Below are 17,001 nucleotides of genomic sequence, written 5' to 3' on the forward strand. Positions count from 1 at the left end.
GGTGCTTTTACACCCTTTCTTGTTTTAAAATCAATAATGCAAATGAATCGGCTCTTGAGATTTCAAGGATACCCCCACTTTTTGTTATAAAAAAATGTATAGGCTCTTGCATTAACTTATTTTTTAACCTGTCGGGATCTCTTGTGAGGTCTACTAATGCAGGAGTGACTTACGCTCCACAAACACCAGTGCTACAGCATAATACGGGATCAAATACTTCTAGTTTTTTCATAACCCAACCTTACATATGTTTTTCCATATATGTTAATTTAAAAAATTTTATGCGGAACAACTACTCGCAGACTCTTTTGTCTCTAAGCTTTTGAGTAAATTTGCCACTCTATTTTTCTCTGTAACATAGGTTACGTCAATAATATTTTTAACCCATGGCTGTAACGCTGGGGATAATCGGTAATGAACCCATTTCCCATGTTTTGAGTCTAATAGAAGACCCGACTCTCTAAGCATTGCTAAGTGTCGAGATGTCTTTGGTTGCGATAAATTTAAGGCCGTATAGATATCACAAACACACAGCTCACCAGATGCTTTCAAAAGCAATACGATATCGAGTCTGGTTTGATCCCCTAAAATTTTAAACAGTTGTAATGGTTCCATACATGCTCCTTACTATCTATAGCCTAAGAGTACACTCAATAAACATATACGTCAAAACACATACATTGACATATAAAAAATCTTAATGAGATTAGCGCAATATAAGCATCATAGTTTCAGTTATCATCGAGTGACAAAACACTAAAATTAATTAATTCTCTGAATTTTAATATAAAAAGATATCCATTTTCTGCAATATCAGAGCACTGATAAAATTAAATGATGAAATAACTCCCTCAAAACCCCACTCAATAATAATAATCTGAATTAGATTGAACCAGAAGATATAATCAGATGGATCATTTTACTCACAACTAAGATTAAAAATACCGCAAATATTTGACGGATCACTTTAACTGGAAGTTTATAGGAAAATTTCACACCAAGTGGAGCAAATAAAACACTGGTTATACCAATACCAACAAACGCTGGGAGATAAATAAAACCTAGATAGTAATCTGTGATTTCCGTTTTATTCCAACCATAAATAATCCCTGATATAGCCCCAATTGTTGCTAAAACAACACCCAGCATTGAAGATGTCGCTATACATTTTCGAGTATTAAATCCCCATGTACTCAGAAGAGGCACTGTAATAGCTCCGCCTGCAATACCGATAAAACTGGAAATAAACCCGATAAATACTCCACCACCGGATAGCCAAGGTTTTGTTATAACAGGATCATCTACATTTTCGATTCGGTCAGCTTCATTTTTTTTCGAAAATAATAAAGTATAAATGGTATATCCCATAAAAAGACAAAAAATAACCTGTAAGATAATATCCGAAGTTTTATGAACGAAATAAGAGCCTAAAAATACCCCAATAATGGTACCAACAGATAGATATGGGAATTCATTCCAAAGAATGGCTTTATGCTTGCTGTGAGAATAGGCAGAAGATGCAGTAGAAAAAATGATAACAGAGAATGAGGTAGCTAAGGCTATTTTCATTGTCAATTCATAAGGCATGCCTTGCTGTGTCACTGTGTATATAATAATAGGTACTATGATTGTTCCGCCGCCTATACCAAGCAAACCAGCTAAAACCCCAGTAACACACCCTATTAATAAGAAAATGAACAACATCTCCATAACTATTCCTTATGCTATATTGAAATAAAAATATAGATACAATTAATACATGTTATATAGAAATACAAGTTGATAATATTACTTTCATTATGGCGTCATTGAAATAAAAATAAATTTTCTCATGCACTTCACATTTACCCCAAAATATTCAAAAAACCAAAAATTAAATTAATTCAACAAGTTAAATCAAATATCAATCGTTAAATCAACTTCTAAACTCATTTTTTCACTAAATACTACGTTAAAAATATTTTGATTAGACCTTTGGCTCTTATGGCGAACTTATATTTCCAGCCAGAACGATTGACGTCCTTCAGAAGATATGTCTGATGATATTAAGAAAGATCATCAAACATATCTCCCATCAATCACGCCAAGGAGCGGCTGTATTACTTTGATTAGGTTTACAAAACCACCAAAGAGGATTAATTAAGATATGATATTAATGAGGCTTGTTAACTTTTAGTCGCTCAAGTTTCCATTTATCCATTAGCCATTCATGATTTTGATTCGGTAAGGCTTTCCGGCTTTTGTTACTTTTGAGAGAATATTGATAATGCCTTTGAGATTGGATTTTTGAAGGTAGATGTCTTCTGTTTGTTTATTAATTTATCAATTAATATTTTCACTATTAATATTAAGCAGGAATATGTAATGATAGCAGTTCCATGAAAATTAAAATTTCCACAAATGGCCTAGCGTTTTTGTTTCTATAATAGATTAAATCTTCATCATTTACGAGCTCGATTCGCAATATTATGACTCCCTTTTTAAGCAACCCTCCATAGCAACCACATGAAATTACACAAAATAATGACATTATGCACCCTACTAATAAAAAATTTCCATATATCTTGCGTCATTAACTCAGTCATATTAACTCAAATTTATCACTCACTGTTAGCTCCACTGTTCTAATATTTGCGTTAGATGTTAATTTATAGTATTTTTCATTTTCACACTTAATCATGATAACTTCATATGAATCCATTTAAAAAACTTGTGACAGGTCAATATCCTCTTTTAAATGTTGCTATCTTTTGGTTTATTACTCAATTCTTAATTAGCACTCTATTTAAAACAATTCCAATTGGGTTTATCACTCATCCCGGCGAATCTCTTTTATATTCAATACTAGCCTCATACCTTTTAAAAGTTATTTTAGGTGCTTGTGTTTTATCTGGATTTATTTATCACTTAACACAAAAATTATCGATAAAATATATAATTTCCAGTGCTTTTATTATTTTACATATTGGATTTAACGGTTATCTATTTTTTATTTTTTTATCCGCAACACTTTAAAGCCTCTGGTATTGTTGGGAGTGGTCAGTCTTTGATGTACATCCAATAGCTAGCTTCAGGTATTGATAGTAGCACCATGGCATTATCAAAGTAGTAATGGTAAGGCGATACGCTCATTTAGCGCCCAATCATTTAAGTGAGCACGCGAAGCAAATAAACACTATTTTCGGTACTTGCGTCCCAAATACGTCCCAGTTAGCAAAAGTGGAGAATTTTAAATGATGGTAATTGATTGAAAATTAATGGTACGCCCTACAGGGTTCGAACCTGTGACCTACGGCTTAGAAGGCCGTTGCTCTATCCAGCTGAGCTAAGGGCGCATTAGGGAAATGCTTCAACCTATCTGGCTGATGGCGTTGAATTATACGGTTGCTACGCGCTGAGTCAATGGCTTTTCTCTACTAAAATTACTATCTGCTCATTTTATGTTACAGATGGGACTGACATTAGTGCTAACTTCTGACAAAATAGCTATATCCCCAAAGCCTCATATATGGATTAAGTTACAGATGTTAGCAAAAATTATTGATGGGAAAACGATTGCGCAGACAATTCGGCAAGAAGTTGCCCAAAAAGTACAACAACGTCTAGATCAAGGTAAACGTGCTCCCGGTCTGGCTGTTATTTTAGTCGGTGCAAACCCCGCTTCTCAAATTTATGTAGGCAGCAAACGCCGTGCCTGTGAAGAAGTTGGTTTCCTATCTCGCTCTTATGATTTGCCTGATACAACAACCGAAGCAGAGCTTCTTAAACTGATCGACGATTTAAACCAAGACACTGAAATTGATGGTATCTTAGTCCAATTACCGCTTCCTGCTGGCATCGATAATGTCAAAGTCATCGAGCGTATTCACCCAGACAAAGATGTGGATGGCTTCCATCCATACAATGTTGGTCGCTTATGTCAACGTGCTCCACGCCTGCGCCCTTGTACACCACGAGGAATTGTCACACTCTTAGATCGCTATGGTATCAATACTTATGGGCTGAATGCCGTTATTATTGGTGCATCAAACATTGTTGGTCGACCAATGAGCCTTGAGTTACTGCTTGCAGGTTGCACCACAACCGTCACTCATCGTTTCACTAAAGATCTCGAACAACATGTCCGTAATGCAGATTTGTTAGTGGTCGCTGTAGGTAAACCTAATTTTATTCCTGGTGACTGGGTCAAACCAGGTGCCATCGTCATTGATGTCGGTATTAACCGCCTTGAAAATGGTAAAGTCACTGGTGATGTTGACTTCGATGAAGCCTCAAAACATGCATCTTGGATCACCCCTGTTCCAGGAGGTGTTGGTCCAATGACGGTCGCCACACTTATCCAAAATACGCTACAAGCGTGCGAAGAATATCACGATATTTAAGTTAATCAGGAGCAGTAATGGAAATTTTCAAACTTGAAGGCCACCCACATATTGAACTGTGTGACTTGCTCAAAATTGAAGGTTGGGCAGAAAGTGGAGCGATGGCTAAGGCAATGATCGCAGATGGTTTAGTTCAAGTTGATGGCATCATTGAGACTCGTAAGCGTTGCAAGATCCCCGCTGGAAAAATCGTTTCTATGGGTAACCAAAAAATTAAAGTTCAAGAATAAATACAAAAGTAGCTGATATTAATATCAGCTACTTTTCTTTTACTCACTCACCGCTCTGCATGTAAATCCCCTCCTTTTTGTGCTTTAAATCTAAACCAACATCATTAATACCTTCCATCCATTCCATGTATCTCTGACGTACTTTTACCTATAGCTGAAATGCCCCCCTTCAGCAAACTTCAGCCAAATGACATTTTAAGCGTAAAAATTAGATTTCGATCACATTTACTCATTAATTCATTAGTCATTCAAAGATAAACTAGAGTAGATTAATTAAACAAATAGAAACGATTCAGCTATAATGATAACGATAACAAATCAACCTTAAGTCAAACTCACAACAATCACCCACTTTTTAGCTGAATCGATTCTTACATTATAGCAATGAGGAGATACTATGTTTAACCTGTCAGTACAAGATATACATCTTGCGGCGACGGCGAATAGTAAAGAGGAAGCTATTCAGCAAGTCGCCACAGCACTGGCTGAAGCTGGTTATGTTAAAGAAGGTTATGTACTTGGAATGCTCGCAAGAGAACACCAAGCACCGACTTTCCTTGGCAATGGTATTGCAATCCCTCACGGCACAACAGATACCCGTGATCAAGTGATTAAAACTGGGGTTGCCGTATTCCAATTTCCTAAAGGTATTGATTGGGGTGATGAGCAAGTAGCCTATATTGTTATTGGTATTGCGGCACACTCTAACGAACATCTTGCACTACTACGCCAACTCACACATGTCATCAGTGATGAAACCATTGCAGATGCGATGGCAAAGGCCGATTCAGCTGAACTGTTACGTAGCCTTTTAATGGGTGAGAAAACTATTCAGCCCCTCCTATTTAATGGCAACATGGTGACATTAAACGCAGAAGCCCATAGTTTGAATTCATTACAAGTCTTGAATTTAGCTCATTTACAAGATAATCAGGCCATCGATGCCGAATTTATCTCTCATGTTTTGACTCAAGCGCCACATTACCTTGGGCAAGGTGTTTGGTTAAGTGATAGCCCTGTAGGAAATCTGTGCAGTGCTGTCACTTTAGCGACAACTCAATCAGCGCTGAGCTACCAAGAACACCCTGTTAAAATGCTAATCACCCTCTCATATGCAGATGACCAAGTCGCACTGTTTCTTTCTAATCTGAATCAAATACTTCAGCATCAACAAATTGAAACCCTGCTGCAAGTGACTGACGCTGATGCACTTGCTTCTTTATTAGCAGGCCGTAATCAGCCTGAAACTGAGACAGCTGAAGGTATTACTGAAGAATTTGTCGTTCGTAATCCACACGGGCTGCATACACGCCCAAGTACGATATTAGTCAGCACAATTAAAAAATTCGCAAGCAATGTTACCGTGGCTAACCTTGATGGTTCAGCAACACCTGTAAATGGACGCAGTTTAATGAAAATGGTGAGTTTAGGCGCTAAAAAAGGCCATCGCCTGCGCATCAATGCACAAGGGAGTGATGCCGCTGAAGCGATGTCAGCTATTGCTCAAGCTATTAATGATGGGCTTGGTGAGGAGGTAGCATGAGCCGTAGAGTCGCCACAATTACCTTAAATCCAGCCTACGACTTAGTTGGCCTATTGCCTGAAATTGATAAAGGTGAGGTGAACTTAGTAAAAACTGCTGGCCTGCACGTCGCAGGTAAAGGTATCAATGTCGCTAAAGTCCTTAAAAACCTTGGTATTGATGTCACTGTCGGCGGTTTTCTAGGAAAAGAAAACCAAGATGGCTTTCAAAAAGTTTTTAGCGAAACGGGTATTGCTAACCGCTTCCAAGTGGTTGACGGGCGAACTCGTATCAACGTCAAGCTCACTGAAAAAACAGGAGAGGTGACTGACTTTAACTTTTCTGGCTTTGAAGTCACCAAAGCTGATTGGCAACGCTTTGTTGCTGATTCACTAAGTTGGGCTGGGCAATTCGATATGATTTGTGTTAGTGGCAGCTTACCTAAAGGAGTGGCATTAGAAGAGTTCACTAAATGGATGATGCGATTACGTAATGAATGCATGTGCGTCATTTTTGATAGTAGCCGTGAAGCTTTTGTCGCAGGTTTAAAAGCCGCACCTTGGTTAGTCAAACCTAATCATCGTGAACTAGAAATTTGGGCGGGTAGATCATTACCAACCCGTAAAGATATTGTTGACGCGGCCAATCAGCTTCGTGCACAAGGTATCGCACATGTGGTCATTTCCTTAGGGGCCGAAGGGGCTATGTGGGTGAATTCATCCGGTGCTTGGTTTGCTAAACCACCACAATGTGAGGTGATCAGTACGGTTGGCGCAGGAGACTCTATGGTCGGAGGTTTGATCTATGGCCTGATGATGAGTCAAACCAGTGAGCATACTCTACGACTTGCAACCGCTGTATCTGCGCTTGCTGTATCACAACCGAATGTAGGTATCACTGATCGTGAACAGCTTGCCCGTATGATGGCGCGTGTTGATCTACAACCTTTCAAGCCTGAGTAAGGAAGGACACCATGAAACTATTCATCATAGCAAATCGTCAACAGGATCCTGCTGCGGCTTGGCTAGCAATTGACGCATTAAAAAGCGCAGCGACCGCTCAAGAGCTGACTGTGACTGAAGATCTATCGACAGCAGATATGGTTATTGTTGTTGGTAATAATATCCCTGAACATTATGATTTAACAGGTAAAAAGGTCTATTTCGATACCATCGAAAATGCGGTACAAAATCCAAGTCAATGTCTACAACATGCGAAACAACAGGCCACACTATATCAAGCAGCACAACCTGTAGCTGATACTTCAGCACCTTTTTCTGTTCTTGCTGTTACAGCTTGCCCAACTGGAGTTGCGCATACTTATATGTCAGCTGAAGCGCTAGAAGCTGAGGCGAAAAAGCGCGGTTGGAACATCAAAGTTGAAACCCGTGGTTCCGTCGGAGTCGGTAACGAAATTACTGAAGAAGAAATTGCTAAAGCAGATTTAGTGATTGTTGCAGCAGATATTGAGGTCAACGTCGATAAATTTGCGGGAAAACGTATGTATCGTACGTCGACCAGTGCAGCCTTGAAGAAAACCGCTCAAGAGCTCGATAAAGCCCAAGCAGAAGCCACGCTATTTACTCCTCAAGGTGGCAAATCAACAGCGCAAACTGGTAATAAAGGTGAAAAAAGAGGCGTTTATCGCCACTTATTAACCGGTGTTTCTTACATGCTGCCGATGGTCGTGGCGGGTGGTCTATGTACTGCTTTATCTTTTGCATTTGGCTTAGACGCTTCCAGTGTTGAAGGCTCATTAGCTTGGGCGCTTAGTTTAATCGGTGGACAAACAGCTCTAGCCCTAATGGTTCCCGTTTTGTCTGGTTATATCGCCTATTCCATCGCCGATCGCACAGGTTTAACACCGGGCTTAGTAGGTGGTGTACTGGCTACCACTTTAGGTGCCGGTTTTTTAGGCGGGATCATTTCAGGTTTCCTTGCGGGTTATAGCGCCCACTTTATAAGTACGCGATTGAAATTACCGCAAACAATGGAAGCACTGAAACCAATCTTAATTGTACCGTTAATATCAACCTTGTTTACAGGATTAGCGATGATCTATGTGATTGGTCATCCCGTAGCTTGGTTAATGGATTGGTTGACTAATTGGCTGAACACCATGGGAACGACTAATGCGGTAATTTTAGGTGCGATCCTTGGTGCGATGATGTGTACCGATATGGGAGGACCTGTTAATAAAGCTGCATATGCGTTTGGGGTCGGGCTATTAAGTTCACAAACCTACGCACCGATGGCTGCGATTATGGCGGCGGGTATGGTTCCCCCATTAGCGATGGGTGTTGCAACCTTGCTGGCAAGACACAAATTTGTTCCAGCGGAGCGTGAAGCGGGTAAAGCCTCTTTTGTACTTGGTTTATGTTTTATTTCAGAGGGGGCAATTCCATTTGCCGCTAAAGATCCTATCCGTGTATTACCGACCTGTATTATTGGTGGCGCAATCACTGGTGCATTATCAATGTACTTTGGTATCCAATTAATGGCGCCACACGGAGGTTTATTTGTATTGTTGATCCCTGGCGCGATAAATCATGTATTAACGTATTTACTGGCTATCGTGATTGGTACGCTAGTGTCTGGTGTCCTGTATGCCATTCTCAAGAAAGCGAGCTCGCAAGAGGCGCAACAAGAAATGGCAAGTCTTATTTGATGTTGGTATAAATTGAAATACTTGTATTTTTTCTCCCCCTACATGGGGGAGTTTTTTTAATTGTTATCATTTATTTTTCCTCACGATTCCCTTCCTAGGATCGAGGTAGCATATATGCTTGCTTCGTTTTTATCGGGACAGGTGGTGCAATATCGCCTATAGGGTTTTCATTCGGCCAATATTTCGGGCGGGATGATGATAAAACAATTGGCTCTGATTTAAGCTTGCTAGGTTGAGTATAAAGACTGTCAATATCTTGATTATCTCGCTTACCCTGTGTTAAGTATCCAAAAATAGCTTCACCTGTCGTTAAGTCTATTCGATGGTTTTGCGTTTTTTCTTCTCGCCCTGAATGTACCCCTGCAATAAAATTAATCAATGTGTTTAAACACCTCACTACTATTTTTTTCATTTTTGAAAAAATAGCAGGTGCTTTATCTATCTCAGCCACATTTTTAGCGTTTTTTATATGATCAGCTAAACCATTTCTCGTCGTATTTACTTTATTGAGTGGTTGAATGGGTCTTGATTCCACTTTTATTTTTACCTGCATATCATCCCCTATATTTACACTTATAAGATAATTTGTATTACATATTATTTATCCTCATTATTAATTATGGCTAAATTTAATGCTTTCAAATTTAGCCACAATATCAATTAGTTGTATAACTCAAATCATTTAATCCATTCAAATAGACTATAATATAAAATGATTTTATCCTTCCAGCTCTGTTAATGTTCGATACTGTTCTTCCGTTTGCACCATATGTGGTGTTCCGGTATTACGTAACGATTCAACGACTTGATAAGCTGAATATTGATTGTCTGGTTGAGTTAATTGCATCGCTGCCGCAATAGCCCCAGTACGCCCTGATCCTGAAAGGCAATGGATAACAGGCATTTCCCCTTTACTATTAATCTTAATGGCTAATGTTCGAAGTGCCTCTGCTGAAATGGTCGTTCTGTCATTCCAATTGGTTATATGAATGACGGGGAGTGTTAGCGTTTGATTAGCTTTAATCAGTGTCAATTGATAGCTATCAGCATTCACTTGATCAGCATACTTCAACGTATCACCACTCTCTGATTTTACGTCAATAGAACCATAGCTAGCATCATGATTGAAATAGAGTGGCAACCTTTTTTCTGGATTACTTTGCAGATTTGCCCCATCAATATCATTTTGAGAAGCAATGACCACTAGCACACTCGGTTTTTCTTCCATCAGCATTTTTAAATGTTGTTCTATGGCTGACGTTGCATCTTTAGGATATTGAGTACGAATAGCGATATTCTTTCCCGCAATTTGCAAATAATTTGCAGCTAAACCTACTGTTTCCTTGGTGTTTTCATCCGTAAAAGACACTTGGGTTTTATTCGCATTTGTCACTTCAGGATAGCGGCTTGAGTCAACACGAGTGTAATTATTCTCTAGATTCACTTTTAGTTTTTCAAAGTCTGATGACACTTGGTCAGTAACAACTTTTGGAGTACTTAATAAATTTAGCTTTAACCCACCTGCTCTCTGCCTTCTTTGCATAAGAGAACCCGAAATAGGCATTTCTGATTTTGTATTTTGGGGAGATGTCGGGGTGTTTTTTATCTCTGAGACTTGATTTATAAATGATGCCGAGTCGGATAAATCAGGTTTAGTGCTTGACTGATTAGGGGAACATGAAGTAACAGCGATATGCGATGTATGTGAAATCGGTAACATAGACAATCCTTGTTTGAAAAATAAAGTAATCGAACGTCCAAAAGCACCTCCTGTTACGCTTCTGTTAATAAGATTATTTATTAAACAAGGTTAATTCGCTTGCAAATTTAGCCAATACCAATAAAAAACCCGCTGACAGTGTCAAACACTATCAACGGGCTAATTTTTTTTAATATAAGCGCTTACTTACGACGCCAGACAGTCCCTTGAGTGCCATCTTCCAACACGATCCCCATTGCTGTCAGCTCATCACGAGCTGCATCCGCTAAAGCCCATTGCTTGCTTTGGCGTGCATCATTACGTTGCTTAATCAGCGCTTCGATTTTAGCCACTTCTTCATCGCCTTCACTTTGTGCATTACCTTGCAAGAAGGCTTCAGGATCTTGTTCCAATAGTCCCAGTACATTAGCCAGTTTACGCAGTTCTGCTGCTAACTCATCAGCAGCAACCCTATTTTCTGATTTCAGTCGGTTAATTTCACGCGCCATATCAAACAATACCGAATAGGCTTCTGGGGTATTAAAGTCGTCATTCATTGCTTCTTCGAAACGCTGTTTAAAGACTTCTCCGCCAGCAGCAGCAACTGATTTATCAGTACCCCGTAATGCTGTATATAAACGTTCAAGGGCAGTACGTGCCTGCTTTAAGTTTTCTTCTGTATAATTCAATTGGCTACGATAATGACCGGATAATAAGAAATAACGCACCGTTTCCGCATCGTAATATTCCAGTACATCACGGATAGTAAAGAAGTTGTTCAGCGATTTAGACATTTTTTCGCGATCAACCATCACCATGCCTGAATGCATCCAGTAATTGACATATGGACCATCATGCGCACATGACGATTGCGCGATTTCATTTTCATGATGTGGGAACATCAGATCAGAACCGCCACCATGAATATCAAAATGGTTGCCTAAAGCTTTGCTGTTCATCGCTGAACATTCGATATGCCAACCCGGACGGCCTAGACCCCAAGGTGACTCCCAGCTAGGCTCCCCCTCTTTCGACATTTTCCACAACACAAAGTCCATTGGATTGCGTTTAATATCAGCGACTTCAACACGAGCGCCTGCTTGCAGCTGTTCCAGATCTTGGCGTGATAGCAAACCGTAGTTTTCATCGGTTTTAACTTCAAACATAACATCGCCATTATCTGCCACATAAGCATGACCACGTTGGATCAGCAACTCGGTGATTTCAATAATTTCTTTAATATGCTGTGTTGCACGTGGCTCGCTATCAGGACGTAAGATATTTAATGCATCAAAATCTTTATGCATTTCAGCCAACATACGGGTCGTCAGTTCTTCAACAGACTCACCATTTTCTGCTGCACGTTTGATGATTTTATCGTCAATATCAGTCACGTTACGCACATAATTTAAATCATAGCCTAAATAACGCAGGTAACGGCTGATAGCATCGAATGCCACAAACGTACGCCCATGACCAATATGACACAAGTCGTAAATGGTAATGCCACACACGTACATCCCAATTTTTCCTGAGTGAATAGGCTTAAATTCTTCTTTTTGACGGCTCAGTGTATTAAAAATCTGTAGCATCTGATTATTCCATGTTATCTGTACGTGTGTTTTAGAGCATCGCTCGTTTGAGCGCATTATAGCTATAATTATAAAAGATATTAATTTTTATAAAATAACACAGTATTCAAACCTGAACACAGTAATAATGCAAGATTTAACCACAGTATTTATCCGTCTATACGCCAAATAATTCGCGTTGCAGGTAGACGACAAGTGAAGATAGGCGAGAAGCATAGATAAACGATGTGATTCCGCTAGCTGAGTGTCGTCAACACCGCTGCACTTGAAGGATTTCGGGTATATTTTTCATTAGCGGATCAAGCTCTGTCACTTCAAGTCGCGTTTCATCTGTGATATAAACTTTGTGACAACAACGCCTTCTTCAGAAGGTGTATAAAATACAATTATTCAGGATAGCTATTATGGTTACTTTTCATACCAATCACGGTGACATTGTTATTAAAACTTTTGACGATAAAGCTCCAGTAACCGTCGAAAACTTTTTAAATTACTGCCGTGAAGGTTTTTACGATAATACCATTTTCCACCGTGTTATTAACGGTTTCATGATCCAAGGTGGCGGTTTCGAACCTGGCATGAAGCAAAAAGACACTAAAGCACAGATCAAAAACGAAGCTAACAACGGCTTAAAAAACACTCGTGGTACGCTCGCAATGGCTCGTACTAACGACCCACATTCAGCTACAGCACAATTCTTCATCAACGTGGTTGATAACGACTTCCTAAACTTCCGTTCAGAGCGCCCAGATGGCTGGGGCTACTGCGTATTTGCAGAAGTGGTTGAAGGTATGGACGTGGTTGATAAGATCAAAGGTGTCTCAACAGGCAATAGCGGTTATCACCAAGACGTTCCACGTGAAGATGTTCTGATCGAAAAAGTGACTGTCGGTGAATAATTAGGCACACATGTCCACTTATATCATTGCAGATTTGCATTTGAGTGAAGATGAACCGGCGATCACCGCCGGTTTTATCAATTTTATTCATCAGCAAGCCATCCATGCCGACAGCCTATATATACTTGGTGATTTCTTTAATTATTGGATTGGCGATGATGACCAAACCGAACTTCACCAGCAAGTGGCAGACAGCCTAAAAATGCTCAGTGAACGAGGTATTCCTTGCTACTTTATCCATGGTAATCGTGACTTTTTATTGGGTCAACGCTATGCCAAACAGTGTGGCATGACAATCTTACCGCAAGAAACCTTACTTGAATTATATGGAAAGCGGATACTTATCTTGCATGGTGATACCTTGTGCATTGATGATCAAGCCTATCAAGATTACCGCAAAAAAGTACATACCCCATGGATCCAACGCATTTTCCTGATGTTACCTTTATTTATTCGTCGCCGTATTGCGGAAAAAATGCGTAAAAATAGCCAATATGCCAGCAGTATGAAAGCCGAATCCATTATGGATGTGAACCCACAAGCCGTGATTAATGCTTTAAACCACCATCAAGCTGACTGGATGATCCACGGTCATACACACCGTCCTGCTATTCATGAAGTTTCAGTGGGTGATAAACAGTGCTTCCGTGGTGTTTTGGGTGCATGGCACCATGAGGGTTCCGCATTTGTTATCGATAAACAAGGTATCGATTTAATTTTTTTCCCATTCCAACCTGAATAAATTATTCCCTCTAACACGCATTCGTTTGCTGATATTTTAACCACGCAAACGTTTTCCTTACTCAGTTACCATGATATGATCAGGGCAATTCATTTTTCCCACCTTACGGTGAAAATTTATTAACCACAGGGATCACACCACATGACTGCCCAAGTACCTGCTCAATCTGCGGCAAAAATCGCCATTGTTATGGGTTCTAAGAGTGACTGGACGACAATGCAACATGCTGCTGATGTATTAACTGAGCTGCAATTGCCGTTTCACGTTGAAATAGTCTCTGCGCACCGTACTCCAGACAAATTGTTTTCTTTTGCCGAACAAGCTAAAGATAATGGGTTCGATGTGATCATTGCAGGTGCTGGTGGCGCAGCCCATTTACCGGGTATGTTAGCGGCGAAAACCTTAGTGCCGGTATTAGGCGTGCCAGTACAGAGCGCAGCATTAAGCGGTGTTGATAGCCTCTATTCCATCGTACAAATGCCTAAAGGGATCCCTGTTGGCACATTGGCAATTGGTAAAGCAGGCGCAGCAAATGCGGCTCTTTTAGCAGCGCAGATCCTTGCTACCACTGACGCAACTCTGTTTGCTCGTTTAACCACATGGCGTGAAACACAAACTAATGATGTGCTAAATAACCCTGATCCTCGGGAGGCGCAATGAAACCGGTTTGTGTTCTTGGCAATGGTCAGTTAGGGCGAATGTTGCGCCAAGCAGGTGAACCTCTTGGTATCGCTGTCTTCCCTGTGGGTTTAGATGCAGAGCCTGAAGCCGTTCCTTATCAGCAAAGCGTGATCACCGCTGAAATTGAACGTTGGCCTGAAACACCATTAACTAAAGAGTTAGAACGCCATAATGCATTCATTAACCGTGATATATTTCCACGTTTAGCGGATAGGCTTCCACAAAAAACGCTGTTTGATTCATTACATTTAGCTACAGCGCCTTGGACAGCACTTGAGTCTAAATCACAATGGTCTGAGCTATTTGCCACACTCGGTGATTTTTTGATCGTGAAACGTAGGACTGGCGGCTATGATGGGCGCGGCCAATGGCGAGTTCGCCCCGGTGATGAAACCAGCCTCCCCGATGAAATCTACGGTGAATGCATTGTCGAGCAAGGGATCCCATTTGATGCTGAAATCTCTGTGATTGGTGCGCGTAATCGCGCTGGTGAGTGTGTGTTTTATCCTATCACCCATAACCTTCACCAAGAGGGCATTTTACGTACCAGTGTCGCCTTTCCTAAAACATCTAACCCACAACAACAGCAAGCTCAACAAATGTTAAGCGCTGTCATGAATGAGCTCGATTATATTGGTGTGATGGCAATGGAGTGTTTTGTGGTTGGTGATAAATTACTGATTAATGAAATTGCACCTCGTGTACACAACAGCGGCCATTGGACGCAAAATGGCGCTTCGATTAGCCAATTTGAACTACATTTACGCGCTATTTTAGACTTACCGATGCCATCACCTGAAGTGTTTAGCCCATCCGTTATGGTGAACTTGATTGGTACAGCAGTAAACGCGCAATGGTTAAGCTTACCGTTAGTCCATTTGCATTGGTATGAAAAAGAAGTGCGTCCTGCTCGCAAAGTGGGCCATTTAAACCTAACACACAGCGATAGTTCAGTGCTGATAAATACTCTCACGTCCTTAGCGAGTATGCTGCCAAATGAGTATAAAATTGGCATTGAGTGGGCTAATACAAAATTAGGCTGGTATCGAAGCAAATAAACAGCGAAAATAGCCACACTCGTCATACTTCAAGATGCAGCACTGTGTATTTAGGTATGGTGAGCTATTGCTCACTCGTACTTAGCCACATGCCTATGTCTGCTCCTAGCGACTTACTCGTTTGTCGTCTAGCTGCGTCTCGAATTATTTAGAGTATAGATAATACAATGCCCGATTTTTCGGGCATCTTGCGTTTTACTTCGCTGCCGCTTTCGCCAATAAAACCGGTAGTGTGACTGGAGTTGAAATGGCAACCACAAATTCCCCACTGTTTAGCCCACTGTATCAGTGGAGCATTCTTATCCTATTAGGAATGGTGTATTTCCTTGCCACGGCAACTACCTTCACCTCTCTTGGGGTAGTACTACCTGGGATGATAGGTGAGTTAAAATGGAGTTGGACTGAAGCAGGTTTTGGGTTCACCTTACTGGGTTTGACCTGTGGCTTAGCCAGTTTTCTTCCCTCTTTATTGATCCGCAAAATCGGGGTTCGCCTAACATTATTGCTAGGTACCTTAATATTTGTTGCGGGTTTTTATAGCCTCTACTCAACCGTGACGATTAGTCAGTATTTTCTGGGTACGGCCCTGATTGGTATTGGCTTCACCCTGTTAGCTACAGTACCGGGCACTTATGTTCTCTCCCGATTATTTGAAAAACAATCACTTGCATTTGGTCTTTATTTCACTATTGGTGGTTTAGGTGGTGTTGCAGGCCCTTGGATCTATTTCTACGCTTCAAATCAAATGGGCTCATGGCGCATGCATTGGGTACTCTGTGCCATTTACCTCAGTGTAGTGACCCTAATCACCATACTGGCACTGCGTGAAGGAAAACGCGAACAGCAGCATGCTAAGCACATCATGCAAAAACAGATTAGTGATGCAAGTAAGCCTATCTATCGTACTAAAGAAGTTTGGACGGTACGTCGTGCATTACGTACTTGGCAGTTTTATTTGATTGCCGCCACTTACACATCCTTTTTATGGTGTGGGATCACGGTGAATAGCTTTGCCGTCGCCCACATTGAAGAGCGCGGTTTTGGTATGACCGTTGCCGTTTCTTTGCTTAGTACAATGGCTTTTGTGAATGCTTTTTCACGATTTATTGGTGGTGCCGCTGGGGAGTGGCTAGAGCCTAAAAAATTACTCATCGGAAGTTTGATTATCATGGTATTTGGCGTTATCTGCTTGAGTATCGCCACTTCATGGATATGGTTGATCTTATTTGTGCTGTGCGTAGGCATTGGCTATGGCATGACTTTTTTGGCTTCCAGCGTGTTACTGTCAAACTATTTTGGCCGCGGCCCCTATCTAGAGCTGTTCTCGGTGGTCAATTTGATCTCTACTGTTGCTTGTCTTGCCCCCTTTATTGCTGGGGCAGTAAAAGACTATACCGATAGTTTTACCCCCGCATTTTTAATTATTGCAGCCCCCGTGATTGTGATCCTGATGTTTACTTTAATGATGAAACCACCTGTTTTGTCAGTCAAAAAATAAAAAAAAGCTCGGGTGATGAGCCCGAGCAAA

The 17,001-nt window shown here is 40.7% G+C and carries 17 protein-coding genes, 1 tRNA gene and 1 pseudogene; 12 read left to right on the forward strand and 7 right to left on the reverse strand.

The window, feature by feature from the left end:
* Positions 1-169 precede the first annotated feature (169 nt).
* The 3 genes from SC428_RS09465 to SC428_RS09475 all read right to left on the reverse strand — a co-directional run bounded on the left by SC428_RS09465 (position 170) and on the right by SC428_RS09475 (position 1,710).
* Entirely contained in the window at positions 170-232 is a 63-nt protein-coding gene (locus SC428_RS09465) for an arsenic metallochaperone ArsD family protein (protein ID WP_233445639.1), read from the reverse strand.
* A 47-nt stretch (positions 233-279) separates the two neighbouring features.
* Complete coding sequence (locus SC428_RS09470) at positions 280-615, reverse strand: metalloregulator ArsR/SmtB family transcription factor (RefSeq protein ID WP_283125621.1); 336 nt, start codon at positions 613-615, stop codon at positions 280-282.
* Between the two features lie 267 nt (positions 616-882).
* Positions 883-1,710: a sulfite exporter TauE/SafE family protein gene (locus tag SC428_RS09475; protein ID WP_070925129.1), complete on the reverse strand. Its 828-nt coding sequence runs from the start codon at positions 1,708-1,710 to the stop codon at positions 883-885.
* 981 nt (positions 1,711-2,691) lie between these two features.
* Here SC428_RS09475 and SC428_RS09480 point away from each other — a divergent pair.
* Entirely contained in the window at positions 2,692-3,015 is a 324-nt protein-coding gene (locus SC428_RS09480) for a hypothetical protein (protein ID WP_070925130.1), read from the forward strand.
* Positions 3,016-3,105: 90 nt separating this feature from the next.
* Positions 3,106-3,237, forward strand: a pseudogene (locus SC428_RS09485) (integrase); the annotation flags it as partial.
* A gap of 21 nt (positions 3,238-3,258) precedes the next feature.
* Here SC428_RS09485 and SC428_RS09490 read toward each other — a convergent pair.
* Positions 3,259-3,335, reverse strand: a tRNA-Arg gene (locus SC428_RS09490).
* Positions 3,336-3,524: 189 nt separating this feature from the next.
* Between SC428_RS09490 and folD the strand changes: the two genes are divergently transcribed.
* The 5 genes from folD to fruA all read left to right on the forward strand — a co-directional run bounded on the left by folD (position 3,525) and on the right by fruA (position 8,802).
* Complete coding sequence (gene folD / locus SC428_RS09495; RefSeq protein ID WP_070925131.1) at positions 3,525-4,382, forward strand: bifunctional methylenetetrahydrofolate dehydrogenase/methenyltetrahydrofolate cyclohydrolase FolD; 858 nt, start codon at positions 3,525-3,527, stop codon at positions 4,380-4,382.
* A gap of 17 nt (positions 4,383-4,399) precedes the next feature.
* Positions 4,400-4,612, forward strand: coding sequence for a ribosome-associated protein YbcJ (gene ybcJ, locus SC428_RS09500; protein WP_070925132.1), 213 nt, complete (start codon positions 4,400-4,402; stop codon positions 4,610-4,612).
* Between the two features lie 397 nt (positions 4,613-5,009).
* Entirely contained in the window at positions 5,010-6,155 is a 1,146-nt protein-coding gene (fruB, locus tag SC428_RS09505; protein ID WP_040132876.1) for a fused PTS fructose transporter subunit IIA/HPr protein, read from the forward strand.
* Positions 6,152-7,096, forward strand: a complete 945-nt coding sequence (fruK, locus tag SC428_RS09510; protein WP_318707280.1) for a 1-phosphofructokinase — start codon at positions 6,152-6,154, stop codon at positions 7,094-7,096. The genes fruB and fruK overlap by 4 nt, the downstream gene beginning before the upstream one ends.
* A gap of 11 nt (positions 7,097-7,107) precedes the next feature.
* Positions 7,108-8,802: a PTS fructose transporter subunit IIBC gene (gene fruA, locus SC428_RS09515; protein WP_070925133.1), complete on the forward strand. Its 1,695-nt coding sequence runs from the start codon at positions 7,108-7,110 to the stop codon at positions 8,800-8,802.
* 94 nt (positions 8,803-8,896) lie between these two features.
* On the opposite strand, the gene SC428_RS09520 is transcribed toward fruA, so the two are convergent.
* The 3 genes from SC428_RS09520 to cysS all read right to left on the reverse strand — a co-directional run bounded on the left by SC428_RS09520 (position 8,897) and on the right by cysS (position 12,093).
* Positions 8,897-9,355 carry a hypothetical protein gene (locus SC428_RS09520; protein ID WP_318707283.1) on the reverse strand — a complete coding sequence of 153 codons (459 nt, stop codon included), beginning with the start codon at positions 9,353-9,355 and terminating at the stop codon, positions 8,897-8,899.
* A gap of 165 nt (positions 9,356-9,520) precedes the next feature.
* Positions 9,521-10,522, reverse strand: coding sequence for a protein-tyrosine phosphatase family protein (locus SC428_RS09525; RefSeq protein WP_318707285.1), 1,002 nt, complete (start codon positions 10,520-10,522; stop codon positions 9,521-9,523).
* A 182-nt stretch (positions 10,523-10,704) separates the two neighbouring features.
* A complete protein-coding gene (gene cysS, locus SC428_RS09530; RefSeq protein WP_318707287.1) occupies positions 10,705-12,093 on the reverse strand; it encodes a cysteine--tRNA ligase in 1,389 nt (462 codons plus the stop codon).
* A gap of 404 nt (positions 12,094-12,497) precedes the next feature.
* Between cysS and ppiB the strand changes: the two genes are divergently transcribed.
* The 5 genes from ppiB to SC428_RS09555 all read left to right on the forward strand — a co-directional run bounded on the left by ppiB (position 12,498) and on the right by SC428_RS09555 (position 16,971).
* On the forward strand, positions 12,498-12,992 hold the full coding sequence (ppiB, locus tag SC428_RS09535; protein WP_070925137.1) for a peptidylprolyl isomerase B: 495 nt from the start codon (positions 12,498-12,500) through the stop codon (positions 12,990-12,992).
* A gap of 10 nt (positions 12,993-13,002) precedes the next feature.
* Entirely contained in the window at positions 13,003-13,734 is a 732-nt protein-coding gene (gene lpxH / locus SC428_RS09540) for a UDP-2,3-diacylglucosamine diphosphatase (protein WP_070925138.1), read from the forward strand.
* Positions 13,735-13,875: 141 nt separating this feature from the next.
* Positions 13,876-14,394, forward strand: a complete 519-nt coding sequence (purE, locus tag SC428_RS09545) for a 5-(carboxyamino)imidazole ribonucleotide mutase (protein ID WP_070925139.1) — start codon at positions 13,876-13,878, stop codon at positions 14,392-14,394.
* Positions 14,391-15,473: a 5-(carboxyamino)imidazole ribonucleotide synthase gene (gene purK, locus SC428_RS09550; protein WP_318707291.1), complete on the forward strand. Its 1,083-nt coding sequence runs from the start codon at positions 14,391-14,393 to the stop codon at positions 15,471-15,473. The genes purE and purK overlap by 4 nt, the downstream gene beginning before the upstream one ends.
* Before the next feature lie 247 nt (positions 15,474-15,720).
* Entirely contained in the window at positions 15,721-16,971 is a 1,251-nt protein-coding gene (locus SC428_RS09555) for a CynX/NimT family MFS transporter (protein WP_070925140.1), read from the forward strand.
* The last annotated feature ends 30 nt before the right edge of the window (positions 16,972-17,001 follow it).

Origin of the sequence: Providencia sp. 2023EL-00965 (assembly GCF_033550225.1) — a bacterium.
Lineage (GTDB): Bacteria > Pseudomonadota > Gammaproteobacteria > Enterobacterales > Enterobacteriaceae > Providencia > Providencia manganoxydans.